Origin of the sequence: Brevundimonas fluminis, assembly GCF_003934285.1 — a bacterium.
Taxonomy (GTDB): domain Bacteria; phylum Pseudomonadota; class Alphaproteobacteria; order Caulobacterales; family Caulobacteraceae; genus Brevundimonas; species Brevundimonas fluminis.
This window is the reverse complement of sequence record NZ_RQWJ01000002.1, coordinates 577,973-600,562: the sequence shown is the minus strand read 5'-3', so window position 1 is coordinate 600,562 and position 22,590 is coordinate 577,973. Positions and strand designations below refer to the sequence as shown.

Below are 22,590 nucleotides of genomic sequence, written 5' to 3'. Positions count from 1 at the left end.
CCTGATCGTTCGCCACAAAGGAGAAGGCGCCGGAGAGAATCCTTCCTCTCCGGCCCTCTTCGTCAGAAGCGGTAGCTGAGGCCGGCGCTGATGACCCAGGGGTCGAGCGCATGCTCGGTCTGCAGCGCCGTCGCCGAACCGGCACGGAACGTCGCCGTGGTGTCGACGAAGTAGCGCTTGGCGTCCACCGAGAAGCTGAGGCCGCGATCGTTGATGGAAACGTCGAAGCCGGCCTGCACCACGAAGCCGAACTCGTCGGACAGGTCGACGTCCGTGGCCCCCAGCGAAGCGGCGTCGGATCCCACTTCCTCGTCGAAGATGAAGAAGTGGGTGACGCCGCCGCCCACATAGGGCTTGAAGCCGCCGTCCAGGATGAAATGGTACTTCGCCGTGACCGTCGCCGGCAGGATGATGGCGTCCTCGATGAGCGTCGCGCCGGCCAGTGCGCCTTCGCCTTCGACGTCGTGCGGCGTCACGCAGCAGATCGTCTCGACCGAGAAGGACGGCGTGACGAAGTACTCGACGGCGACGGTCGGGACGTAGGAATCCGAGGCGCTGACTTGGGAACCGGAGGGCAGGCCGATGGCGTCGGTCCGAACCCCAGTGATCTCTCCGTCGGGAAGGACGCCGGTCAGGAAGCCCTTGACCTGAAAGCGCCCCTCTGGGTTCTGGGCGAGGGCGGGCGCGGCAGACAAGGCGACGAGGGCGGTCAACGCCGCGCCGGCGATGGGGAATTTCATGATGACACCGGTTGAGAGGACGAACGCCGGCCGCGCGCAGCGGCGGCCGGCGTTCTGAGTGTTCAGTTCGGCGCGTAGGGCAGCGACGAGTGGTGCAGGACGATGCGCAGGACGCCGTCGCGGTCGCGGACGTAGCCCCACGTCTTGTCGACCGTGGTGACCGTACCGTCGCGGTTGGTCAGCATGACGTTGCCGGTCGAGATGGCCGTCGAGCCGTTGATCACGATCGCGGCATTGTCGATCTCGTAGGAGCGCCAGCCCTTCAGGGCGAACCCGGTGTCGCCCGGGAAGCGGGCGTCGCCGCCGACGAAGTAAGCAAGGGCACCGTCACGCGAGGTGCGGAAGGTGGTGTCGCCCGAGGCCAGGGTCGGCTTGAAGGCGACGGGGCCCAAGCCATAGCCGTAGGCGCCGTCCAGGACCTGTCCGGCCAGCCGGGTCGCGGCGGCATGGCCGTTGCGCTCATACTCGGTGGAAATGGCCACCAGGGCGTCGCCCCAGGCGCGCTGAGCGGCTTCGACTTCGGCCACCGTGATCGGTGCGGCGGCCGTGGAGCCGGTCAGGTTGGCGACGGCATAGGCGTCGTTGGTCTGGGCGACGGGGCCCTGAGCCTGGGCGAAGGCGGAGCCGGCGACCAGCAGTCCGGCCACGGCGGTGAGAGCGAAGGTCTTGCGCATCGGTTCGTCCTTTCGTGAGCCGCAGGGCGCGGCGACGGCGGGAAGATGTCGCCCGGCCTCCAAGCCCACATCGGCCTGACGGCGGGCCGGACGACCTATGCCGCTCGGCATATGACGGCTCGCCGCAGGTGAGCTAGGAGGGTTGGACGCCGTCCGGAGCCTCTGCTGTGTCCGCCGACCCCGCCCTGACCACGGACCTTCGTTCCCTCTTTCGGGACTCGGAAGCGCGCGCGGCCCGGCTGCGGCTGCTCATCGAGGTCAGCCGCGATCTCGCGGGCGCCGGCCCGGATCGGCTGGAGCGCGTCCTGAGCCATGCCGCGCGGCGCGCCGCCATGTTCGCGGGCTATGCGGACGGGATGATTTCCGAGGGAGCGAAGGCGGGGATCGAAGGCGTTCTGGTCGTCCCACTGGACGCCCTGGCGGCAAAGGGGCGTCCCGGGGTCAGCCTGGTCTTTTCCCGGCCGCTGAACTCCGGCGCGATCTCCGCCCCCGAAGATGCGGAGACGCTGCGCCTTCTCGTCGAGATGATCGAGGCGCGTCTGACGGTCGATCTGCAAGGCCGCAAGGAGAGTGAACTGCTCGGCCGACTCGAACGTCGCGAGAGGGAGCTCGAGCAGGTTTTGTCCAAGGTCGTCGGGGCGCAGGAAGCCGAGAGGGCCGCGATTTCGGCCGATCTCCATGATGGCGTGGCGCAGCAGGTCGCGGCCCTGCATCGCAGGTTGGAACTTCTGCGCCTCGACGCGGGGCCGGAGACGCTTCAGGCTCGGGAGCTGGACGCGCTGATCGACGGAGCACGGCGAGCCGTCTCCGATCTGCGAGGCATCATCGCCGGCCTGCGCCCCCCCAGCCTGGACGATCTGGGCGCCGCCGCCGCTCTGCGTGAAGAAGCGAGACGGCTGGAGGGGGAAGGGCACGCGGTCAGCGTTTCGGACGCCTTGTCCGGGCGTCTGCCGGCCTGGCTGGAAACGCTCCTGTTCCGCATCGGCCAGGAGGCTCTGAACAATGTGGCGAAGCACGCGCCGGGTGCGACGGTCCGGCTCGATCTCGCCCAGGACGGGGATGGCGGCTTCGTGGCCCTGACCGTGGAGGACACGGGCGGGCCTGGGTCGATCGACTCTTCAGGGAGCGTCGCGCCGCGGTTCGGACTGGACATCATGCGCGAGCGGTTGTCTGCCGTCGCCGGCCGTCTGGAGGCCGGCCCGACCGCTCACGGGTTTCGCGTGCGGGCGGTCGTGCCGTTGACGGGGACTTGACGGTGCGGATCCTGATCGCCGACGACCACGAGTTGACCCGCGCGGGCCTGCGGGCGGTGTTCGAGCGCGAGGCCGATCTGCAGGTCGTGGCCGAGGCCGCCACCGCCGAAGCCGCCGTCGCGCGCTGCGCCGAAGGCGACGTCGACGTCGCCGTCCTCGACGTCCGTTTCGGGCCGGGAATGAACGGCCTCGAGGCGGCGAGCCGGATCCTCGCGGAGTCCGCGGCGAGGGTGCTGCTGCTGACGCTGCACGACACGCCGGAATATGTCCGCAGCGCCCTCGCGGCCGGGGCGACCGGCTATGTGCTCAAAGACGCCGGGCGTGAGGAGCTGCTGCACGCGGTACGCGCAGTGGGGGCCGGACGGACCGCCTTGCCGCATGGCCTGCTGCGCATGGCCGTGGCGCCCGCTTCAGGTCCGACCGCCGACGATCTCGCGCGGCTGACGCCGCGTGAGCGTGAAGTGCTGTCCCTGATCGCCGAGGGCATGACGAACAAGGAGATCGGCCGAAAGCTCGGCATAGGGCCGGGGACTGTGAAGGCTCACGTCGAGAAGCTCATCGCCAAACTGGGCGTCGCCGACCGGACCCAGGCTGCCGTGTTCGCCGCCCGGGCCCCGACATGACGGCGCGATCCGTGGGGAGGCGCGTCGCGAAGGCCTGGTCGGACCTAGGTCTCGGAGCAAAGGGACTGATCGTGGTCGCCCTGCCTCTGGCGATCCTTCTGGCCGGCATCGGCGCTCTGCACCTTTCAGGGCGAGCCGAGGCGGAAGCCGAAGACCGCGTCCGGCTGACCTTCGCCATCCAGCGCGACATCCACGAGGTTCATGCCCTTTTGGCGGAGGCGGCAAGCGGCGTTCGCGGGTACCGCCTGACCGGGCGCCGGGCCTTTCTGGAGCCCTACGTGAAGGCGGAGGCCCTGTTGCCGACGACGCTGGATCGTCTGCGCCGGACGGCGCGCGACCCGGAGATCCGAAGCCGACTGGCTCGGGTCGACGCCCTCGTCGTGCTTAAGCGCGAAGGGCTGGCGCAACTGGCGGCCATGCCGGGGGCCGGCACGTCCGCAGGCCTTGAGGCGCCCGACGTGGCCCGAGCCCTTGTCGCGAACAAAGCCGTTCTCGACGAGCTCAGGGCCGAGATCGACGCCATGCAGCGTCGAGAAGCGGAACTTCTTGAACAACGGCGGGCTCGCGCTGACGCCGAGCGCCGACGGACCTGGATCCTGACCGCGGTGATGGCGGGCATAGGCCTGCTGGGCGGATTGGCCGCCGCCCAGCTGCTGTTCACCGGCATCGTCCGGCGCGTGCGAGGCCTGGAGCGGGACGCCGAGCGACTGGAGCGAGGGGAGCCGCTGGATCGCGCCGACGAGGCCCAGGACGAAATCGGCCGCCTTGCGCGGCGGCTGGTCGAGGCCAGCGAGCTGCTACGGTCACGGGAGGCGGCGCTGCGCGAGGGCGAGGAACGCTATCGTCGGGTCATCGAAGGCGTGCGCGACTACGGCATCTTCGCTCTGGATGTGGACGGTCGCGTCGTCAGCTGGAACGCCGGCGCGGAGCGGATCAAGGGCTGGACTGCCGACGAGATTCTCGGGCGGCACTTTTCGGTCTTCTATCCCGCTGAGGCGCGCGACGAGACGCCGCCCCGGCTGCTGGAGATCGCCCGTCGCGACGGGCGGGTGGAAGACGAGGGATGGCGCGTCCGCCGCGACGGAGATCGCTTCTGGGCCAATGTCGTCATCACGGCCCTGCGCGACGGAGCCGGGACCCTGACCGGCTTCTCGAAGGTTACGCGCGACGTCACGGACCGGCGGCGCGCCGAGCAGGCGCTGGGTCAGGCCAGGGCCGAGGCCGAGCGCGCCAGCAGGGCCAAGAGCGAGTTCCTGTCTCGCATGAGCCATGAGCTGCGGACGCCCCTGACGGCCATCCTGGGGTTCAATCAACTCACCGGCATGGACCGGGAGGCGCTAACCGAGGACCAGCGCCACGCGGTGGACCAGATCGCCAAGGCCGGGGGGCATCTGCTGGCCATGATCGAAGAGGTTCTGGACATCGCCCGGATCGAGGCCGGCGGACACGCCCTGGCTCCTGAACCTCTGGACGTCCGCCCGGTGCTCGATGACGTGCGCAATCTGATCGCGCCCCAGGCTCAGGAGGCAGGCGTGGAGGTGCGCGTCACAGGCGACGTCGACGCGAGGGTTCTGGCCGACCGTCGGGCCGTCGTGCAGATCCTGCTCAACCTGCTTTCCAATGCGATCAAGTACGGACCCGCGTCCGCCATCGTGACCCTGACCGTCGCAGCGGGGACGGACCGCGTCGCGATCGAGGTGACGGACCAGGGCCCGGGCGTGCCGGCCGAGATGGTCGATCGCCTGTTCACGCCATTCGATCGCCTGGACGCGGAACGCTGGAGCGGCGTGCAGGGCTCGGGCCTGGGACTGGCGCTTTCGCGGGGCCTCGCCGAGGCTCAGAGCGGACGCCTTTCCTATGCCTCGCGCGACGGTCGGCCGGGGGCCACGTTCATTCTCGACCTGCCGCGCTCGGCGCCGAACGGAGGACAATCGTGATGAGGATCGTCCCGAGCGACGACAGACTGAAGGCTGCGCGCATTCTGGCCGTTGACGACGAAGCCGCGAACCTCAGCCTCGTCGAACGCGCCTTCAGAAGAGAGGGATTCGAGAACGTGATCACTTTTCTGGACGCTCGAGCGGCCTTGGAAGATTTCGCGACCCGTCCGCCGGACCTCGTTCTTCTGGACCTGATGATGCCCGGTGTGGACGGCTATGAATTGCTTGAGGCCTTTCGGCGGCTGACGGACGACAGCAGCTATCTGCCCATTCTCGTGCTGACGGCGGACTCCACCATGAAGGCCCGTCTACGTGCCCTGTCTCTCGGGGCCAAAGACGTTCTGCTCAAACCCTACGACGTCGGGGAATTGCTGCTACGAAGCTGGTCTCTGCTCGACACGCGCCGGCGCTTCCGTGAACTGCCCAGCCCCTGAGCACCGACGGTCTTCCTCCGACCGACTTCCGCTCGGGCAGCGCGACTATCGCCTGCGGTCACCCGGCAGGCGCGCCTTCCGACCCATTCGAGGACTCAGGCCCGTCCAGCGCTTGTAGGCCCGCGAAAAGGCCGCGGGCTCGGAATAGCCGACCAACAGGGCGATTTCGTTGACCGAGACCTTGTCGTTCTGGAGATAAGCTTCCGCCAGCCGCGCTGCTCACGGCAAGGGAAGGTGTGATGCCTCTGGCGTGCTAACGGTGCCGGTCGGCCGGCAGCGTTGTGCCCTGGGGCAGGCTCGTGTCCAGAGCGGCAGCTTGGATATGGTCGCTCACTCGCCTGCTCTCACGAAGTGGCTGATCGGCGGTCCGGCGGCTTTGGTCGTTCCTGCCGACACGACGGATGAGTGGACTAGGCTTTAGACACCTAAATTTCCCGACCGGGAATAATGTGGTGCGATGGTCATTAGGGGACAAGAAATGTCCCAATCAGTAAAATTAGCTTGATACGGGGTGAAGTGCAGCCGATATTCCCGAACGGGAAAACATCATGACGCCTCTCGCTCTTGGATCTCGGGTTCGCGCGGAACGCAAACGGCTCGGCCTGCGCCAGGATCAGTTGGCCGCCAGCGCGGGCGTCGGCCTCCGGTTCCTGGTGGACCTGGAGCGCGGCAAGCCTACGGTGCGCCTCGACAAGGTGCTCAGCGTGCTGGAGGCCCTCGGGCTGACCCTGGACGTTCGGTCGTCGGACGACTCCGCCGGCGAGCGGGAGACATGACGCGGGCGCTCACGGTCTGGTGGAACGACGCCCCCGTGGGCGTTCTGAGGCTGGACGAGAACGGCGATCTGGCCTTCCAGTACGAGGCGGCCTGGCTGGCCGACGATCGCCGTCCGCCGATTTCGCTGTCCCTGCCGAAGCAGGATGGGCCCTTCGGCCGGGCCCAGACCCGCCCCTTCTTCGCCGGCCTGCTGCCGGAAGAGGGGCCCCGCCAGGCGGTCGCCCGCATCCTCGGCGTCTCGCGCGAGAACGACTTCGGCCTTCTGGAAGGTCTGGGGGGCGACGTCGCGGGGGCCCTGACCCTGTGGCCCGAAGGAGAGCCGCCGCCCTCCGAGGAGGTCGGCGCGTCGCTCGTCGCTCTCTCTGAAGCCGAGCTGGAGCGAATCCTTCTCGAACTGCCGCGCCGGCCTCTGATGGCGGGCGAAGGGGGCGTGCGTCTGTCGCTTGCGGGCGCGCAGACGAAGCTGCCGGTGGTCCAGGTCGACGGCGGCTTCGCCGTTCCGCTTCGGGGCCAGCCCACCACGCATATCCTGAAGCCTGCCCCGAAGGAGTATCCAACCTTTCCCGACAACGAAGCCTTTTGCATGCGGCTGGCCTCGACGCTGGGTCTGCCGGTCGCTGAGGCGCGCCCCCTTCTCGCAGGAGATCAGCGGTGCCTTCTCGTGCGGCGTTACGATCGAATCGAGACTGCAGACGGCCGTCTGCGGCGGCTCCATCAGGAGGATTTCTGCCAGGCCCTGGGCGTGACGCCCGAGCACAAATACGCCTCCGAGCGCGGCCCTGATTTCAGAAGCAGCTTCGACCTTCTCCGACGTACGGTCCGTCCGCCGGCGCCGGCTGTTCTGACCCTGCTCGACGCCGCCCTGTTCAATCTGATCATCGGCAACGCCGACGCCCACGGAAAGAACTTCAGCCTGCTCCACACCGACGAAGGGCTGCGTCTTGCCCCGCTCTATGACCTTCTCTGCACGGCCTTCTATCCGGAGGTTCACGCCAACATGGCCATGCGCATGGGCGGACGAAGTCGTCTGGAAGAGTTCACCCGCCAGACCCTTACGGACTTCGCGGCCCAGGTCGGCGTGGGGGCTCCATGGGTCAGGCGCAGAGCCGGCGCCCTCGCCGACCAGGCTCGAGCGGCCGCGCCCGGCGTGGCTGAGACGCTCGGCTCCGAAGGCTCGGACCCCGCCGTGCTGAAGGCGCTCATCGACCTCGTCAATCGCCGAGCCGACGTCGTCCGGTCATTGGTCGCGGCCTGATCCGAGCGCCGCAGGGACCCCCTCTCCATGGCAAGACGCTACACGCGGCAGGCCTTCCACGACCTCGTCTGGTCCCGCCCCATGACGCAGCTGGCCAAAGAATTCGCCCTGTCGGACGTGGCGCTGCACAAGATCTGCCGCAAGCACGACGTTCCGACGCCTCCAGTCGGATGGTGGGCCCGCCATGCGGCCGGTAAGCCGGTCGAACGCACCCCTCTGCCTCAGCCGGACGATGCGGGGGAGATCGTGATCGCGAGCCCGGACCTGACGCCGGGCGGCGCGGTGCTCGCCGAGGTGCGCGAACAGGCGAGAGTTCTGGCGTCATCCGGCGTCGTGCGTTCGGCCGCAGCCATGCACCCGGCGATCGGCCGGACGCTCAAGGCTCTGCGCAAGGCGGGCGGGAAGACTGCTCTCGCCTCAGCGGAGGGCCCCGACGTCATCCGGTGCACCGTGGCGACTGCGTCCGTCGACCGCCTGACCGAGTTTCTGCCGGCCCTTCTCGGCGCCGCCGCCCGCCAGGGGTTTGAGCTCGAGGAGGCGGAGGGCGGCTGTCGCTTCCGATCCGACACGGAAACGATCGGCTTCTCCATCACCGAGGCTCTGGACCGTCGGCCGCATACGCCGACCGACGCCGAAGTGGCGAAACTGGCCGCATGGGAAAAGAAGCGCGCCGCCGCAAGCCGACGCGACCCGTGGTCCTTTCTGACCGATCGCCCCGTCATCCCTGAGTTCGAGCACGTTCCCAGCGGTCGTCTGGGTCTGGAGTTCGAAGAGGTCTGGGTCCAGGGACGCACAAGCCCTCGCCGCGCGTTCCGGGACGGCAAGACGCAGACGCTCGAATCCATGGTCGCCGACATCGCCGTCGGTCTCGCCGTCTTGGCCGCCGCCAAGACTCAGGAGCGTCTGCGCCGAGAGGCGGCGCACAGGGAATGGCAGGAAGAACAGGCGAGGCGCCAGGAGGCGGCGCGGAACGCCTGGGTGGAAGAGCGGCGACGCAAGGCCCTCGACGGCATCCTCGCAGAGCTTGAGAGCCTGGACCGCCTGCGTCGCCTGGTGGCCGGTCTTCACGCGGAACAGGGGCCGGCCCCGGAGGGACGGGTCCGCGCCTTCCTCGCCTGGGCGGACGTCGAGCTCGCCAGGCGTTCCGAGAGCCTTTCGTCGGTCGGCCTCGAATCCCGATTCTCGACTGAGCAGCTCTTCGGAGACGACGACGGCCGGGACTTCGGCACTCACCGCTGGCGCTGACCCGCCTCCCACCAGGGAGCGGGCAGAGCCGGGACCGAGGCCGGGATCGCAGCGCCCCCTTCCCCGAACCCCTCGCCGGTCTCCGCGTCGGCCCGTTCGAGCGCCTCAAGGTGCCGCCCCCAGATCTGCAGCGCCTCATGCTTCTCCGGCAGATAGCTGTGCCGGTCATAAACGCTCGTCGCCGCCGCACCCTCCCGGATCGTGTGCCCCAGCAGCAGGCCGGCGATCATGCGCGGCACGCGGTAGCGGCCGATCAGGGTCGTCACGCCCGTGCGGCGCACGTCGTGCGGCGACCCGGCCGGCAGGCGATGCTGATCGCAGATGCGTGCGAAGGCCCGCGTGAGGGCATGGGGGTCCAGATGATCGCCGCGGCCCCTGAGCGGCGGGAACACCGCGGCCCGAACCGGATGGCGTCTGCGCATCTCATCCAGGATCGCGACCATCGGCTCGGTCAGGGGGACGATGTGGGTATGAAGCGCCTTGGTGCGGCTGGCCGGGATGGTCCAGAGCCCGGCCTTCAGGTCGAACTCCGACCAGCGAGCGCCCGTCGTCTCGGCGCGGCGGGTCAGGGTGAGGATCAGGAACTGGATCGCCAGACCCATCTCCGGCGAGAGCTGGGCGCGGGGGCTCCGGGTCGGATCACGCTCCGTCGCGGCGGTTCTGGCCGTTTTCCAGATCGTCGTCATGGCGTCGTCGGAGAACAGACGGTCACGCGAGGTCAGGGCAAGCGGCCGCGCCAGACCGGCTGCCGGGTTGGCGTCGATCTTCTCTTCGAGAACCGCATATTGCAGGATCGACTGAATGAGGGCCCCGACTGCGGCGATGCTGGCGGGCGCCAGTCGGCTTTCCATGACCAGCGCCTTCATGAAGAGCCGTATGTCGGTGCGCCGCAGGTCCTGATACCGGCGATGCCCAAGCTTCTTCTCCACATGGGTCCGCCACCAGGACTTCTCCGTCTGGATTGTGGCGTCACGCTTGGGCCGTCGGCGGCCGCCATGCAGGCCCCGTGCGGCGGCGGCCCAGTAGGCGTCGGCGAGCTCGGCGAAGGTCTCGCCGGTCCGGGCCTGCAGCTTCTCCAGGGCCTTCTTCTCGGCGGGGTCGGCGCCGTCATGCACCGACTGGCGCAGCTGCGAGGCCCGCAGTCGCGCCTCGGAGAGAGACAGGTCGGGCCACGCCCCGAGCACCATCCGTCGTCGGCTGCCGCCTTTGCTGGTGTAGCGGTACTCGAACTTGCGTGCGCCCGTGGGGAACACCCGGATATAGAGACCCCTGGCGCCGGCTAAGACGACTTCGAAGGGACTGTCTCTGGGCTTCAGAGCCGAGATCTGACGGTCGGTGGACAGGCCGCTGGACGAGGGCATGTAGGGCTCCTTTCACATTCCTGCCCCACTGACGCCCTTCCTCCTGTGACCCCCTATGCGCAGCCCCGATGACCCGCTAATTCTGCCCCACCAGAAAAGCGGCTGTGACCCGCAAACCCTTGTGGGGCGGGGGTGGGGCGATTTCTGTGACCCCTACGAGGGCCCTTTCGGCCCTCATTTTCGGGCGGATTTCAGAGGCCTCTGAAACCGCTCAGGAAAGCCGAAAATCCTGTGACCGTTATGCGTTTCGCCGGTGGGGTAGCTAGTGGGGCATCCGCGACGCGTTTCGCAGCACTCGGGATAAACGCCCTGAAACGCCGTTTCAATCTAACGCACTGGATATATTGAACTTGAAACGCGGCGAAACGCGATGAAATGTGGCAAAAATGCGTTCGGGGTTTTTGACATCGTAGGGGTCACAGGTTCAATCCCTGTCGCGTCCACCATTCTTTTCAAGCAGTTGACCTCACGCCTGCGCCTCCGGGTTCAGGTGGCGACCGCCTTCATGGGCACTGCGGTATCCGCCAGTCTGGTCGCGTCCACGGCCTGACCCTTCTGGATCATCAGGCGGCCGCCCATGAACTCGGCGGGCGCGTTGACGGCCTCGACGCAGACGATGCGGTCGCCCTTCAGATGGAAGACGGCGAAGCCGCCGCCGATCTTCGCGGGATCGACCTCGCCGCGGACCACGCGCGCGTCGGCGCCGTCCGGCAGGCCGGCGATCTGGATCTTCAGGTCGTACTGATCCGACCAGAACCACGGGACTTCGGGCGCGGGCGGCGCCCGGCCGGCGATGGCGGCCGCGGCCTGTTTGGCCTGTTCCAGGGCGCTGGGCACGCTTTCGAGGCGGACGTCGGTCAGACCGAGGATCGGCGCCGGGCGGCGGGTCATGTCGCCGATGGCGAAGATCGCCGGGTCGCTGGTCCGCGCCTGATCGTCGACGATCACGCCGTCGCGGCAGGTCAGGCCGGCCGCCTCGGCCAGAGCCGTCACCGGGCGAGCGCCGACGCCGACCAGACAGACGTCGAAGGGGAAGACCGCGGCGCCGTCCGTCGCCACTCCGGGGTTCTGGCCGCCATAGGTTCCCAGCACATTGGTCGAGGGCAGGACCTCGACGCCCCGCCGCCAGTGGTAGGCCGACAGGAAGTTTCCGACGATGTCCGACGCCACGCGCGACAGGGCGCGGGCCTCGCGTTCCAGCACCACGGCCTGCGCCCCGAGGGCCCGCGCCGAGGCCGCCGCCTCGAGGCCGACGTAGCCGCCGCCGACCACGACCAGTTTCCGGTCCGGCCCGAGCGCGGCCTTCAGCACCTCGGCGTCGGCCATGTCGCGCAGGACGAGGACGCGCGGATCGTCCCAGCCCTTGCCCTCGAGCCGCCGCGCCTCGGCGCCGAGCGCCAGGATCAGGTGGTCCCAGGTCTCCACCGTTCCGTCCGCGAAGGTCACGGTCCTCGCCGTCCGGTCGATCGCCGTGGCCGTCACGCCGCGGCGCAGATCGATGGCCTGCTCCGCGTAGAAGCTTTCGGGACGGAGCAGCAGCTCCTCCTCGCCGGCCTCGCCCTTCAGCCAGGCCTTGGACAGCGGCGGACGCTGATACGGCGCGACGGGCTCGGCCCCCGCCAGCACGATCCCGCCCTCGAAGCCGTACTGCCTCAGGAGGGCCGCGGCCGAGCCGCCCGCATGTCCGGCGCCGACGATCAGAACCTTGGTCATGACCGGCAGATAGGACGCCGCGTGGCCGCTCGCCAAGCGGATTGGGGCAACGGATGCGGCGACGCCACGTTGGTTCGGCAAGGGGCGGCCGTCACTTGCTGTTTCACCGACCGGCGAAAGCTTGGCGGGACGGCGGTCGGCGGCCTAACAGGCGATGGGACATCGAAGGAAAGGAGCGTGCATGGCGGCCCTGGTGCTGTTCGGCGGCGGCGGCGATCTGGCCATGCGGATGCTGCTGCCCTCGCTCTACTTCCTCGAGCACGACGGGCTGCTGCCCGACGGGCTGAAGATCATCGGCGCCGCCCGCTCGGAAGAGACGCCCGCCGAGTACGTCGCCAAGGTGAGGGCCGCCGTGGAGGGCAAGGCCGACGGGGCCTGGTCGGACGACGTCTGGGAGCGGTTCGCCGCCCGACTGGACTATCTGGCCGTCGACGCGACCTCGGCCGAGAGCCTGAAGCCTCTGAAGGACAAGGTCGGTCCGGGCACCTGCACCAGCTTCCTCGCCGTCTCGCCGTCGCTGTACGCCCGCATCGTCACCGCCATGCGCGCCGCCGGTCTGGCCGAGGCCGACGACCGGGTGGTGCTGGAAAAGCCGGTCGGGCGCGACCTTGAGAGCTTCCGCGAGATCGACGACGCGGTGTCCGACGCCTTCTCCGAACAGCAGGTGTTCCGGATCGACCACTACCTGGGCAAGGAGACGGTCCAGAACCTGATCGCCCTGCGCTTCGGCAACACGGTGTTCGAACCGCTGTGGAACAGCCAGAACATCGACCACGTGCAGATCACGGTGGGCGAGACCGTCGGCGTCGGCGACCGCTGGCCCTATTACGACGAGTACGGCGCGCTGCGCGACATGCTGCAGAATCACATGCTGCAGCTGCTGTGCCTGGTGGCCATGGAGCCGCCCAGCGATCTGGAGCCGGACTCGGTGCGCAACGAGAAGGTCAAGGTGCTGCGGTCGCTGCGCCGGATCACGCCGGAAGAAGCCGACCGCGTCACCGTGCGGGGCCAGTACGTGGCCGGCACGATCGAGGGCAGGCCCGTGCCCGGCTATGACCAGGAACGGGGTCAGCCGTCGGACACCGAGACCTTCGTCGCCGTGCGCGCGGACATCGACAACTGGCGCTGGGCCGGAGTGCCGTTCTTCATGCGGACCGGCAAGCGGCTGCCGGAAAAGCGCACCGAGATCGTGATCCAGTTCAAGGAGGTGCCGCACAGCATCTTCGACGGCGGGCGCGGCGTGATCCAGGCCAACAAGCTGGTGATCGAACTGCAGCCCGACGAGGACATCTCGCTCTCGGTCATGAACAAGCGCCCGGGGCTGGACCAGAAGATGCAGCTGCAGCCCATCCGCATGTCCCTGTCGTGGGGGCAGGAGGACAAGGGCGCCAAGCCCCCGCGCCGCCGCATCGCCTACGAGCGGCTGCTGCTGGACGCGCTGAACGGCGACTCCACCCTGTTCGTGCGCCGCGACGAGGCGGAGCAGGCGTGGAAATGGGTCGACGAGGTCTCCGACGCCTGGGCCGAGGGTCAGGTGAAGCCGATCGAGTACGAGGCCGGGACGTGGGGCCCGAAGGAGGCGTCCTACCTGCTGGCCCGCACCGGCCGGAGTTGGAACGTCGGCGATGCGTGAGGTCCAGCCCTTCGCCACTCCGGACGATTGGGCCGACGCCTGCGCGGCCCGGCTGGTCGATGCGCTGGCACGAGCGATCGGGGACGGCGGGCGGGCGACCTTCGCGGGGTCCGGCGGATCCACGCCGGCGCCGGTCTATGCGCGGATGGCGGCGGCCGGCGTGGACTGGCCGCGGGTGACGACGACGCTGATCGACGAGCGTTACGTGCCCGCGGAGCACCCCGAGTCGAACGCCGCCCTGCTGAAGCGGACGTTGCTCGTCGGGCGGGCCGCCGACGCAGCCTTCGTGCCCCTCTTCCACCCGGCCGTCACGGTCGACCGCGCCGCGGCGATGGCGACGCGCGAACTGGCGGCGGCGACGGATCGTCTCGACGCCGTCCTTCTCGGCATGGGGGAGGATGGCCATATCTGTTCCATGTTCCCGCAAAGCCCGACGCTGAAGACCCTGCTCACCCCCACGCTGAGGCCCGCCATCCTCGGCGTCCCGCCCGGCCGCGACGGCCTGGCGCCCAGCCGCGAGCGTCTGTCGATGAACCTGCCGTGGCTGATGACCGCGCGCCGCGTGGTTCTGGCCATCACCGGCAGGCAGAAGCGCGCGGTGTTCGAGCGCGACGCGGCGGGCGATCCGAATGTCACGCCCATCGCCGCCCTGATCGCCGCCGACGTGCCGCTTGAGGTCCTGTGGACGGAGGGCGCACGGTGAAACCCCTGAACCCCGTCGTCGCCGAGATCACCGACCGCATCCGCGCGCGCAGCGCCGCGACCCGCGCCGACTATCTGCGCCGCATGGACGCCGCCTCCGGCCACGAACCCGGCCGGGCCAAGCTGTCCTGCGCCAACTGGGCCCACGCCTTCGCGGGCCAGACCATCGCCGACAAGCTGACCATGATGGCCGGCAAGGCCCCGAACCTGGGCGTGGTCACCGCCTACAACGACATGCTGTCGGCGCATCAGCCGTTCGAGCGCTTTCCCGAAGTCATCCGTCAGGCCGCGCGGGAGATGGGCGCGACGGCGCAGGTCGCCGGCGGCACGCCCGCCATGTGCGACGGCGTCACCCAGGGACGTCCGGGCATGGAGCTGTCCCTGTTCAGCCGTGACGTCATCGCCATGTCGACCGGCGTGGCCCTGACCCACGACGCCTTCGACGCGGCGATGATGCTGGGCGTCTGCGACAAGATCGTGCCGGGCCTGTTCATGGGCGCCCTGGCCTTCGGTCACCTGCCCGTCGTCTTCGCGCCGGCGGGGCCGATGCCGAGCGGCATCCCCAACGCCGAAAAGGCCCGCGTCCGCGCCGAGTACGCTCAAGGGAAAGTGGACCGCCAGACCCTGCTGGAGAGCGAGATCGGCAGCTACCACTCGCCCGGCACCTGCACCTTCTACGGCACGGCCAACTCCAATCAGATGATGATGGAGATGGCGGGCCTTCACATGCCCTCGACCGCCTTCGTTCACCCGGAGACGGGTCTGCGCGACGCCCTGACCGCCGCGGCGGCGAAGCAGGCGATCCTTCTGGCCTCCGAGAAGCGCGGCCGCATGGCCGACGTGGTCGACGAACGTACGATCGTGAACATGATCGTGGCCCTGCTGGCCACCGGGGGGTCGACCAATCACGCCATCCATCTCGCGGCCATGGCGCGGTCGGCGGGCGTGCTGATCGACTGGACCGACATGGACCGGCTGAGCTCGGCGACGCCGCTGCTGGCGCGGGTCTATCCGAACGGTTCGGCCGACGTGAACGCCTTCCAGGCGGCGGGCGGCACGGCCTTCGTCATTCGCGAGCTGGCCGAGAACGGCCACATGCACGCCGACGTGACGACGATCATGGGCGAGGGCGTCGAGGCCTACTACCGCGAGCCGACGATGCAGGACGGCGAGCTGGTCTGGGTCGACGGGGTGAGCGAGAGCCTGGACCTCGACATCCTGCGGCCCGCCTCCGACCCTTTCCAGAAGGACGGCGGCCTGCGCCTTCTGCAAGGCGACCTGGGCCGCGCGGTGATCAAGGTGTCGGCCGTCAAGCCGGAGCATCGGATCATCGAGGCGCCGGCCGCCGTGTTCGAGACCCAGGAAGCGGCGCTTGAGGCCTTCAAGGCCGGCGAGCTGGACCGGGACGTGGTGGTGGTGCTGCGTTTCCAGGGACCGCGCGCCAATGGAATGCCTGAGCTGCACAGCCTGTCGCCGGCCCTTTCGGTGCTTCAGGACAAGGGGTTCAGGGTCGCCTTCGTCACCGACGGCCGCATGTCCGGGGCGTCGGGCAAGACGCCGGCGGCCATCCACGTCTCGCCCGAGGCGCTGGCCGGGGGGCCGCTGGCCCACGTGCGCGACGGCGACGTGATCCGGCTGGACGCCGTCTCCGGAGTCCTGACCACCGTGGGCGCGGGCGACCTCGCCGCCCGGCCCGCCGCCGCAAGATCGGAAGAGCACGCCGCAGGCTCGGCCTGGGGATATGGACGCGAGCTGTTCGGGGCGTTCCGACAGGCCGTGTCGACCGCCGAAGAGGGCGCCAGCGTCTGTTTCGCCGCCCCGACGCACGCCCCCGAACACGTCGACGTGCCGCCCGACCCGAACGTCGTCGACCGCGCCGTGGACGCCTGAGGAGACCGTCATGACGATACACTGGGACAGGACCCTGCTGGTCGGGGACGTCGGCGGCACCAACGCCCGCTTCGCGGTGGCCCACATGATCGAGGGGCGACCGGTGCTGGAGCACTTCGAAAGCTTCAAGGGGGCCGACCATCCGACCTTCCTCGACGGCGTGAAGGCCTTCATCGACGGCTGCGAGGAGAAGCCGACGGGCGGCGTCATCGCCGTGGCCGGGCCCGTGACGGACGGAACCATAGACCTGACCAACTCGCCCTGGCGCGTGTCGGAGGCGGAGCTGGCCACATTGGGCCTGAATCCCATCAAGCTGATCAACGACTTCGAGGCCCTGGCCTGGGGCGCGCCCGTGGTCCCCGACGCCGATCTCGCCTGGCTGGGTGAGCCCGTGGAGGGCGACCCGGACTCCACCGTGGCCGTTCTGGGCCCCGGCACCGGCTTCGGCATGTCCGCCCTCGTCCGGGACGGCCGCGGCGGAGAGATGGCCATGCCCAGCGAGGGCGGCCACGCCTGCTTCGCGCCCGGCGACGCGGTCGAGGACGAGATCCTGCGCATTCTGCGCCGCCGCTACGACCGCGTCTCCATCGAGCGGCTGATCTGCGGCCCCGGCCTGCTCAACATGCACCGCGCCCTGGCCGAGATCGACGGACGCGAAACCCACATCGACGATCCCGCCGAAATCACCCGCGACGCCCTGGCCGATCCGGACAGCCCATGCGGCCACACCCTGGCCCGGTTCTGCGCCATCCTCGGCGCCGTGGCGGGGGACATCGCCCTCACCTGCGGCGCCCGTGGCGGGGTCTACGTCGGCGGCGGCATCGCCCAGCGGATCCTGCCCTTTCTGCAGGTCAGCCCCTTCCGCGAGCGCTTCGAGCGCAAGGGCAGGTTCACCGACTACATGAGGGCCATTCCGACCCGGGTCATCACGCACGAGCACGCGGCGCTGCTAGGCGCGGCGCGGGTCGCCTTCGCCCGGACGTGAAGGAACTCACAGAAATTCTCACGGAGGCGTGAACCCTTGGCGGGTGAATGCATTCAACAGGCTCCACTGTGGAAGGGAGCATCCCACTATGCGTAAACTGATCGTCGCCGCCGCCGCCACCTTCGCCCTGGCCGGTCTGGCCGCCTGCGAAAGCCCGCAGGACGCCGCCGCTGAAAAGCAGGCCGACGCCCTGGAAGAGCAGGCCGCGGCCGCTCCGACCGAAGCCCAGGAACAGGCCCTGAACGAAAAGGCCGACATGATCGAGCAGCAGGCCGGCAACGCCGACGGCGGCGCGACCACCGAGAACACCCCGAACACCTCGCCGACCACGGCCGACAAGGCCATGTGATCCCGGCTCCGGGGCGTCATGACCCCCGGAAACGGATCGGAGGATCTGGCCCCCGTCGCGCAAGCGGCGGGGGCTTCTCTTTGGATTCAGGCCTTCCCGGGCGGCAGGGGGATGAAGGCCGACGTCCGCCGAACATACCCGGCATAGCCCGGGCGGCCGTCGCTCATGCCCTTCTCCGTCAGGCCGATGCCGGACCACTTCGTCAGGGTGAAGGTCAGGAACATCGGCCCGGCGACGGACCAGAGTCCGGTCGTCGTCTCCGCCGCCAGTAGAAACAGGCCCCACCAGGCGCAGGCTTCGCCGAAGTAGTTGGGGTGCCGCGACCAGTTCCACAGGCCCCGGTCCATCACCTGGCCCTTGTTCGCCGGATCCTTGCGGAAGGCGGCCAGCTGGGCGTCGGCCACGGCCTCGAAGACGATGCCGAACACGGCCAGCGCCACTCCGGCCCAACCGATCCATCCGACCGCGGGCGTCGCGTCCACCTGACCCAGCTGGACCGGCAGACTGTTCAGCCACGCGAAGGCGCCCTGGGGCAGGAAGACGAACAGCAGGGACGCCGACGCGAAGCCGAAGCCCGCTTCCGCCCGTCCTTGAAGAAGGGTCTTGTAGCGCCGGTCCTCGCCATGGCCCCGCCAGCGGATGAACAGATGCCCGCCCAGCCGCAGGGCCCAGGCGGCGCAGAGGCCGACCAGAAGCAGCTTGCGGGTCGCGTCGCCGTCGGTGCGCGGCCAGGTCGCCAGCGCCAGCAGGAGCATCGCCATGGGCCAGACCGCGTCGATGAAGCTGACGTCCTTCAGCCGCAACGCGACCAGCCACAGAGCGGCCATGGCGCCCACCACCAAGGCCAGGTTCAGGGCGAGCAGGATCAGGACGTCGGTCATGCCTCAAGAAACGCCACGGCGACGCTTCCGGATGCGCCGTGCCCGCCGATCAATCGACGCAGATCGCCGCCGTCGCCCGGCCGTCCTCCACGCGGGTGTAACAGCCGAAGCGGTCGCTGGTGGCGGCGCATTGGCCGGCGACAGGCCGGCCGTCCTCGACGATCACCCCGCCCGGCACGCGGCAGTCTCCCAGACAGTCGTCGCCGTCGCGACAGGTTTTGCCGGCGTCGGGATAGGCGATCACGCACTGCAGCGTCTGCGCCCGCCCCACCCGCTGCATCTGCCCGCCCTGCGCGGCGCAGTCGCGCTCGGCCAGCTGCTGCGGCGTCATCGACGGGGTGCAGGCGCCGGCGGCGAGCATCGCCAGCGAAGCCGTCGCGGTCAGCAGGAAGCGCATCGCGGCCCTCTCCTTCGGATCATCGCGTCAGTCGACGCACAGCATGCCCTCGGCCCTGCCGTTCTCGACCCGGGTGTAGCACCCGAACGGGCTGGTGGTGGCCTGGCACTTCCCGGTCATGGGGTCGCCGGGGGCGGCGCCCCCGGCTTCCGGATCCCCGCGGCAATCGCCGACGCAGTCGTCGCCGTCGCGGCAGACCTTGCCCGCGTCGGGCATTGGCATCACGCACTGCTCGGTCCCAAGCAGACCCTGCCGGCCCCAGCTTCCTCCCGCGGCGCGGCAGGCCTCTGCCGTGGTCGGAACCTCGGGACGCTCGGCGGAGGGCCCCTCCGCCGGCGGCACGGGCTGGCAGGCGCCGAGGATCAAGGCGAATGCGGCCGCGGCGGCGAGCTTCATGTCAGACGCTTCCCTTGTCGAAACCGGTCCAGACGTCGTCATAGTCCAGCTGCATCGTCGGGCTGGATTGCGCCCATTCCGTGGTGCGGATCGGCATGCGCGTCTCGAACATGAAGGCCAGGGTGTCCTCGATCTTCACCGGCTTGAGATCGGCCTTCACCGCCTTGTCGTAGCTGGCCTGATCCGGGCCATGTCCGCTCATGCAGTTGTGCAGGCTGGCGCCGCCGGGAGCGAAGCCGCCCTCCTTGGCGTCGTACTCGCCGAACACCAGCCCCATGAACTCGCTCATGACGTTCCGGTGGAACCACGGTGGGCGGAAGGTGTCCTCGGCGACCATCCAGCGCGGCGGGAAGATCACGAAGTCGCAGTTCGCCGTGCCTGGCGTGTCCGACGGGCTGGTCAGCACCGTGAAGATCGACGGGTCCGGATGGTCGAAGCTGACCGTGCCGATCGTGTTGAAGTTCGCCGTGTCCCATTTGCACGGGGCGTAGTTTCCATGCCAGCCGACGACGTCCAGCGGGCTGTGGTCGAAGGTCGTGGCCCAGAGTCGGCCGCCGAACTTCTGCACGCACTCGGTCGGGCGATCGACGTCCTCGTACCAGGCGACCGGCGTCCTGAAGTCGCGCGGATTGGCCAGGCCGTTGGACCCGATCGGCCCCAGATCCGGCAGGCGGAAGGCCGCGCCGTAGTTCTCGCAGACGTAGCCGCGGATCGGCCCGCCGCATTCCACCCGGAAGCGCACCCCACGCGGGATCAGCACGATCTCGCCCGGTAGGGCGTCGATGCGGCCCATCTCGGTGACGAAGGTCTGGTCGCCGTGTTGCGGCACGATCAGCAGCTCGCCGTCGGCGCAGTAGAAGACGCGGTCCGTCATCGACCGGTTGGCGGCGTACAGATGGATGCCCGTGCCGACCCCCGCCTCCGGGTCGCCGTTGCCGCCATAGGTGACCAGCCCCTCGATCCAGTCGGTCGGTTCGGACGGCAGGGGCAGCGGGTCCCAGCGCATGCGGTTGGGGCTGGGCGGCGCCTCGGTGAAGGGGCCCGACCGGACGCGGCCCTGCCCGAACGGGCGATAGGCCGGATGCTGCGCCGACGGCCGCAGGCGGTACAGCCAGCTCCGGCGGTTCTCGGTGCGCGGCGCGGTGAAGGCCGTGCCGGACAGCTGCTCCGCGTACAGGCCAAGCGCGTGCCGCTGCGGCGAGTTTCGGCCTTCGGGCAGGGCGCCCGCGACCGCTTCCGTCGCGAAGTGGTTGCCGAAGCCGGTCATCCAGGCGGGCGCGTTGGTTCGCGTCGTCATGCGTCGTTTTCTCCCGTGCGCCAGCTTTAGCGCGCCGGGCGGCGTCGCGGAAAGGGCGCGACGATCAGACTCCCGCCGGCATCGTCCCGGCGGTGATGGCGATGCGGCCCAGCAGACCCTTGACGATCAGGTCCAGCGGCCGCCCCTCGCGATAGTCGGCGGCCGCGACGAAGTTCACGCGGTCCTCCGAAATCAGCGAGTAGATCTTCTGCTGGTCCCGTTCGGAGTTGCGGGGGTCGTAGACGGCGATCGAGAAGCCGCCCTTTGTGTGCATCATCTTCATGGTCGGCACGTCGGTGTCGCCGTCGCCCAGGAAGATCATCCGCTCGAACGGGATCGGCCGCGCGTCGTCGGGCATGAAGCGGTTGATCGCCTCATGCTCGTAGTGGTTCAGCACGCCCTTGTTGATGCGGAACAGGTACTGGGTCTTGGTGGTGTAGTTCACGCCAACCGCCGGCCAGACGGCCACGCCCTCGGCGTCATATGCGAAGTGGCTGGCGAACACGTGGGTGAAGGCGTCGCGGATCGGACAGCCCTCGATCATCTCCTCCAGGCCCGCCGAGACGATGTAGTGCTCGATCTCCAGGCCCCACTCGGCGCCCAGGGCGTTGATGCGGTCGAACCACCCCTGACCGGTCAGGTCGGTCTTCAGCCCGTCGAACAGCTTCACGTCGTGGCCGTGCTCGCGCAGCGTGGCCCTGGTGATCGGCGCGCCGTTCTCCCGCGCCCGCTGCAGCATCAGCTGCATGTACATGAGGATGTTGTCGCCGTCGGCCTCGCGCGTCAGCCGGTCCGCCTCGCCCCAGAAGTCGCCGATCCCCATGCCGACGGAGGGGATGAAGGTCACCTCCTGCATGTTGCCGCGCGCGAGCGTTCCGTCGAAGTCGTAGATCAGGGCTGTCTTGAGCAGGGCCATGCGCGAGCCGTTAGGCCCGCGCATGACGGCTGTCAAAACCGGGCGATCAGGCCGCCGCGTCCAGCGTGCTCATGTCGATGACGAAGCGGTAGCGCACGTCGGACTTCTCCAGCCGTTCGAAGGCGTGGTTGATCTCGTCCATGCGGATCATCTCGACGTCGGGCAGGATGCCCTTCTCGGCGCAGAAATCGAGCATCTCCTGCGTCTCCTTGATGCCGCCGATGGGCGATCCCGAGACGCGGCGACGCGCCAGCAGAAGCGGCAGGCTGGACATGTTCGGGATGGGCCCGAGCTGGCCCACCAGCACCAGGGTGCCGTCGACGTCCAGCAGCGGCAGATAGGGGTTCAGGTCGTGCTCGACCGGCACGGTGTCGATGATCAGGTCCAGACTGTCGGACGCCGCCTTCATCGCCGCCTTGTCCGACGAAACCAGCAGGGCGTGCGCGCCCAGCTCCGCGGCGTCGGCCGCCTTGTCCGCCGACCGGCTGATGACGGTGACGTGCGCGCCCAGGCCGACGGCCAGCTTGACCGCCATATGGCCCAGACCGCCCAGCCCGACGACGCCGACCCGCGTGCCTTCCGTCACGCCCCAGGTCTTAAGCGGCGACCAGGTCGTGATGCCTGCGCACAGCAGGGGCGCGGCCCGGGCGGGATCCAGGCCGTCGGGCATGCGCAGCACGAACTCCTCGCGCACCACCAGGTCCTTGGAATAGCCGCCATAGGTCGGCTCGCCCGTGATCCGGTCGCGGCCGTTGTAGGTCTGGGTGTTGCCCTCGCGGCAGAGCTGCTCCTCGCCCTTTTCGCACTGGTCGCAGTGCTGGCAGCTGTCGACCAGACAGCCGACGGCGACCCGGTCGCCCTCGCGGTACTTCGTGACGTCGGAGCCCACGGCGGTGACCACGCCGACGATTTCGTGCCCCGGCACCACCGGATAGGACGACCATCCCCAGTCGTTGCGCGCCTGATGCAGGTCCGAGTGGCAGACGCCGCACCAGTCGATGCGCATCTGAACATCGTTGGGCCGCAGGTCGCGGCGCTCGAAGGCCCAGGGCTCCAGCGGCGAGGTGGTGGACTGGGCGGCGTAACCGATGGTCTTCATGGAGAGCTCCTGCGCGACGTGAAGCGCAGATAG

At 69.2% G+C, this 22,590-nt stretch carries 23 protein-coding genes; 12 read left to right on the top strand and 11 right to left on the bottom strand.

Features of this window, described 5'->3' with window-relative positions; all coding sequences use genetic code 11:
• Window positions 1–62: 62 nt before the first annotated feature.
• Window positions 63–740 carry an OmpW/AlkL family protein gene (locus EFJ44_RS03565; RefSeq protein ID WP_125255790.1) on the bottom strand — a complete coding sequence of 226 codons (678 nt, stop codon included), beginning with the start codon at window positions 738–740 and terminating at the stop codon, window positions 63–65.
• Window positions 741–802: 62 nt separating this feature from the next.
• Entirely contained in the window at window positions 803–1,414 is a 612-nt protein-coding gene (locus EFJ44_RS03560) for a phosphoribosyl-AMP cyclohydrolase (protein ID WP_125255789.1), read from the bottom strand.
• 167 nt (window positions 1,415–1,581) lie between these two features.
• Here EFJ44_RS03560 and EFJ44_RS03555 point away from each other — a divergent pair, with 167 nt between their 5' ends.
• The 4 genes from EFJ44_RS03555 to EFJ44_RS03540 are packed head-to-tail and all read left to right on the top strand — an operon-like array spanning window position 1,582 to window position 5,661.
• Complete coding sequence (locus EFJ44_RS03555) at window positions 1,582–2,667, top strand: sensor histidine kinase (protein WP_125255788.1); 1,086 nt, start codon at window positions 1,582–1,584, stop codon at window positions 2,665–2,667.
• 2 nt (window positions 2,668–2,669) lie between these two features.
• Complete coding sequence (locus tag EFJ44_RS03550; protein WP_241209678.1) at window positions 2,670–3,290, top strand: response regulator; 621 nt, start codon at window positions 2,670–2,672, stop codon at window positions 3,288–3,290.
• An 11-nt stretch (window positions 3,291–3,301) separates the two neighbouring features.
• Complete coding sequence (locus EFJ44_RS03545) at window positions 3,302–5,227, top strand: sensor histidine kinase (RefSeq protein WP_206426853.1); 1,926 nt, start codon at window positions 3,302–3,304, stop codon at window positions 5,225–5,227.
• Window positions 5,227–5,661 (top strand): response regulator, encoded by a 435-nt coding sequence (locus tag EFJ44_RS03540; protein ID WP_125255785.1) that lies wholly within the window; start codon window positions 5,227–5,229, stop codon window positions 5,659–5,661. The genes EFJ44_RS03545 and EFJ44_RS03540 overlap by 1 nt, the downstream gene beginning before the upstream one ends.
• Before the next feature lie 45 nt (window positions 5,662–5,706).
• Here EFJ44_RS03540 and EFJ44_RS03535 read toward each other — a convergent pair whose 3' ends face one another.
• Entirely contained in the window at window positions 5,707–5,871 is a 165-nt protein-coding gene (locus EFJ44_RS03535; protein ID WP_125256077.1) for a helix-turn-helix domain-containing protein, read from the bottom strand.
• A 338-nt stretch (window positions 5,872–6,209) separates the two neighbouring features.
• Between EFJ44_RS03535 and EFJ44_RS03530 the strand changes: the two genes are divergently transcribed.
• The 3 genes from EFJ44_RS03530 to EFJ44_RS03520 are packed head-to-tail and all read left to right on the top strand — an operon-like array spanning window position 6,210 to window position 8,938.
• Window positions 6,210–6,437: a helix-turn-helix transcriptional regulator gene (locus tag EFJ44_RS03530; protein ID WP_125255784.1), complete on the top strand. Its 228-nt coding sequence runs from the start codon at window positions 6,210–6,212 to the stop codon at window positions 6,435–6,437.
• On the top strand, window positions 6,434–7,693 hold the full coding sequence (locus tag EFJ44_RS03525) for a type II toxin-antitoxin system HipA family toxin (protein WP_125255783.1): 1,260 nt from the start codon (window positions 6,434–6,436) through the stop codon (window positions 7,691–7,693). The genes EFJ44_RS03530 and EFJ44_RS03525 overlap by 4 nt, the downstream gene beginning before the upstream one ends.
• 27 nt (window positions 7,694–7,720) lie before the next feature.
• A complete protein-coding gene (locus EFJ44_RS03520; RefSeq protein WP_125255782.1) occupies window positions 7,721–8,938 on the top strand; it encodes a hypothetical protein in 1,218 nt (405 codons plus the stop codon).
• Here EFJ44_RS03520 and EFJ44_RS03515 read toward each other — a convergent pair.
• Both EFJ44_RS03515 and EFJ44_RS03510 read right to left on the bottom strand, forming a co-directional pair.
• Window positions 8,923–10,299, bottom strand: a complete 1,377-nt coding sequence (locus EFJ44_RS03515) for a tyrosine-type recombinase/integrase (RefSeq protein WP_125255781.1) — start codon at window positions 10,297–10,299, stop codon at window positions 8,923–8,925. The two genes, EFJ44_RS03520 and EFJ44_RS03515, sit on opposite strands and share 16 nt — an antisense overlap.
• Window positions 10,300–10,785: 486 nt before the next feature.
• Window positions 10,786–12,012 carry an NAD(P)/FAD-dependent oxidoreductase gene (locus EFJ44_RS03510; RefSeq protein ID WP_125255780.1) on the bottom strand — a complete coding sequence of 409 codons (1,227 nt, stop codon included), beginning with the start codon at window positions 12,010–12,012 and terminating at the stop codon, window positions 10,786–10,788.
• Between the two features lie 181 nt (window positions 12,013–12,193).
• On the opposite strand from EFJ44_RS03510, the gene zwf reads away from it, so the two are divergent.
• The 5 genes from zwf (at window position 12,194) to EFJ44_RS03485 (ending at window position 17,571) form a co-directional block, all read left to right on the top strand.
• A complete protein-coding gene (gene zwf, locus EFJ44_RS03505; RefSeq protein ID WP_125255779.1) occupies window positions 12,194–13,645 on the top strand; it encodes a glucose-6-phosphate dehydrogenase in 1,452 nt (483 codons plus the stop codon).
• On the top strand, window positions 13,638–14,348 hold the full coding sequence (gene pgl / locus EFJ44_RS03500) for a 6-phosphogluconolactonase (protein WP_125255778.1): 711 nt from the start codon (window positions 13,638–13,640) through the stop codon (window positions 14,346–14,348). The genes zwf and pgl overlap by 8 nt, the downstream gene beginning before the upstream one ends.
• The gene (gene edd, locus EFJ44_RS03495; protein WP_241209662.1) at window positions 14,345–16,237 is read left to right on the top strand and encodes a phosphogluconate dehydratase; all 1,893 of its coding nucleotides are present in this window, start codon (window positions 14,345–14,347) and stop codon (window positions 16,235–16,237) included. The genes pgl and edd overlap by 4 nt, the downstream gene beginning before the upstream one ends.
• 10 nt (window positions 16,238–16,247) lie before the next feature.
• The gene (gene glk / locus EFJ44_RS03490) at window positions 16,248–17,222 is read left to right on the top strand and encodes a glucokinase (RefSeq protein ID WP_125255777.1); all 975 of its coding nucleotides are present in this window, start codon (window positions 16,248–16,250) and stop codon (window positions 17,220–17,222) included.
• Between the two features lie 88 nt (window positions 17,223–17,310).
• On the top strand, window positions 17,311–17,571 hold the full coding sequence (locus EFJ44_RS03485; RefSeq protein ID WP_125255776.1) for a hypothetical protein: 261 nt from the start codon (window positions 17,311–17,313) through the stop codon (window positions 17,569–17,571).
• Between the two features lie 86 nt (window positions 17,572–17,657).
• On the opposite strand, the gene EFJ44_RS03480 is transcribed toward EFJ44_RS03485, so the two are convergent.
• The 6 genes from EFJ44_RS03480 to EFJ44_RS03455 all read right to left on the bottom strand — a co-directional run bounded on the left by EFJ44_RS03480 (window position 17,658) and on the right by EFJ44_RS03455 (window position 22,557).
• Window positions 17,658–18,452 (bottom strand): DUF1295 domain-containing protein, encoded by a 795-nt coding sequence (locus EFJ44_RS03480; protein ID WP_125255775.1) that lies wholly within the window; start codon window positions 18,450–18,452, stop codon window positions 17,658–17,660.
• A 49-nt stretch (window positions 18,453–18,501) separates the two neighbouring features.
• Window positions 18,502–18,849 (bottom strand): hypothetical protein, encoded by a 348-nt coding sequence (locus EFJ44_RS03475; RefSeq protein ID WP_125255774.1) that lies wholly within the window; start codon window positions 18,847–18,849, stop codon window positions 18,502–18,504.
• A 27-nt stretch (window positions 18,850–18,876) separates the two neighbouring features.
• On the bottom strand, window positions 18,877–19,245 hold the full coding sequence (locus EFJ44_RS03470) for a hypothetical protein (protein ID WP_125255773.1): 369 nt from the start codon (window positions 19,243–19,245) through the stop codon (window positions 18,877–18,879).
• Window position 19,246: 1 nt separating this feature from the next.
• Window positions 19,247–20,542: a homogentisate 1,2-dioxygenase gene (gene hmgA / locus EFJ44_RS03465; protein ID WP_164511831.1), complete on the bottom strand. Its 1,296-nt coding sequence runs from the start codon at window positions 20,540–20,542 to the stop codon at window positions 19,247–19,249.
• 64 nt (window positions 20,543–20,606) lie between these two features.
• Window positions 20,607–21,458, bottom strand: coding sequence for an HAD family hydrolase (locus tag EFJ44_RS03460; RefSeq protein WP_125255772.1), 852 nt, complete (start codon window positions 21,456–21,458; stop codon window positions 20,607–20,609).
• A 46-nt stretch (window positions 21,459–21,504) separates the two neighbouring features.
• On the bottom strand, window positions 21,505–22,557 hold the full coding sequence (locus EFJ44_RS03455; protein WP_125255771.1) for an NAD(P)-dependent alcohol dehydrogenase: 1,053 nt from the start codon (window positions 22,555–22,557) through the stop codon (window positions 21,505–21,507).
• Window positions 22,558–22,590 lie beyond the last annotated feature (33 nt).

Excerpts from the sequence above, each read along its gene's own strand:
- EFJ44_RS03565 (WP_125255790.1), bottom strand. The coding sequence starts at position 740 with ATGAAATTCCCCATCGCCGGCGCGGCGTTGACCGCCCTCGTCGCCTTG.
- EFJ44_RS03560 (WP_125255789.1), bottom strand. The coding sequence starts at position 1,414 with ATGCGCAAGACCTTCGCTCTCACCGCCGTGGCCGGACTGCTGGTCGCC.
- EFJ44_RS03540 (WP_125255785.1), top strand. The coding sequence starts at position 5,227 with ATGAGGATCGTCCCGAGCGACGACAGACTGAAGGCTGCGCGCATTCTG.
- EFJ44_RS03530 (WP_125255784.1), top strand. The coding sequence starts at position 6,210 with ATGACGCCTCTCGCTCTTGGATCTCGGGTTCGCGCGGAACGCAAACGG.
- EFJ44_RS03525 (WP_125255783.1), top strand. The coding sequence starts at position 6,434 with ATGACGCGGGCGCTCACGGTCTGGTGGAACGACGCCCCCGTGGGCGTT.
- EFJ44_RS03520 (WP_125255782.1), top strand. The coding sequence starts at position 7,721 with ATGGCAAGACGCTACACGCGGCAGGCCTTCCACGACCTCGTCTGGTCC.
- EFJ44_RS03515 (WP_125255781.1), bottom strand. The coding sequence starts at position 10,299 with ATGCCCTCGTCCAGCGGCCTGTCCACCGACCGTCAGATCTCGGCTCTG.
- EFJ44_RS03510 (WP_125255780.1), bottom strand. The coding sequence starts at position 12,012 with ATGACCAAGGTTCTGATCGTCGGCGCCGGACATGCGGGCGGCTCGGCC.
- zwf (WP_125255779.1), top strand. The coding sequence starts at position 12,194 with ATGGCGGCCCTGGTGCTGTTCGGCGGCGGCGGCGATCTGGCCATGCGG.
- pgl (WP_125255778.1), top strand. The coding sequence starts at position 13,638 with ATGCGTGAGGTCCAGCCCTTCGCCACTCCGGACGATTGGGCCGACGCC.
- glk (WP_125255777.1), top strand. The coding sequence starts at position 16,248 with ATGACGATACACTGGGACAGGACCCTGCTGGTCGGGGACGTCGGCGGC.
- EFJ44_RS03485 (WP_125255776.1), top strand. The coding sequence starts at position 17,311 with ATGCGTAAACTGATCGTCGCCGCCGCCGCCACCTTCGCCCTGGCCGGT.
- EFJ44_RS03480 (WP_125255775.1), bottom strand. The coding sequence starts at position 18,452 with ATGACCGACGTCCTGATCCTGCTCGCCCTGAACCTGGCCTTGGTGGTG.
- EFJ44_RS03475 (WP_125255774.1), bottom strand. The coding sequence starts at position 18,849 with ATGCGCTTCCTGCTGACCGCGACGGCTTCGCTGGCGATGCTCGCCGCC.
- EFJ44_RS03470 (WP_125255773.1), bottom strand. The coding sequence starts at position 19,245 with ATGAAGCTCGCCGCCGCGGCCGCATTCGCCTTGATCCTCGGCGCCTGC.
- hmgA (WP_164511831.1), bottom strand. The coding sequence starts at position 20,542 with ATGACGACGCGAACCAACGCGCCCGCCTGGATGACCGGCTTCGGCAAC.
- EFJ44_RS03460 (WP_125255772.1), bottom strand. The coding sequence starts at position 21,458 with ATGGCCCTGCTCAAGACAGCCCTGATCTACGACTTCGACGGAACGCTC.
- EFJ44_RS03455 (WP_125255771.1), bottom strand. The coding sequence starts at position 22,557 with ATGAAGACCATCGGTTACGCCGCCCAGTCCACCACCTCGCCGCTGGAG.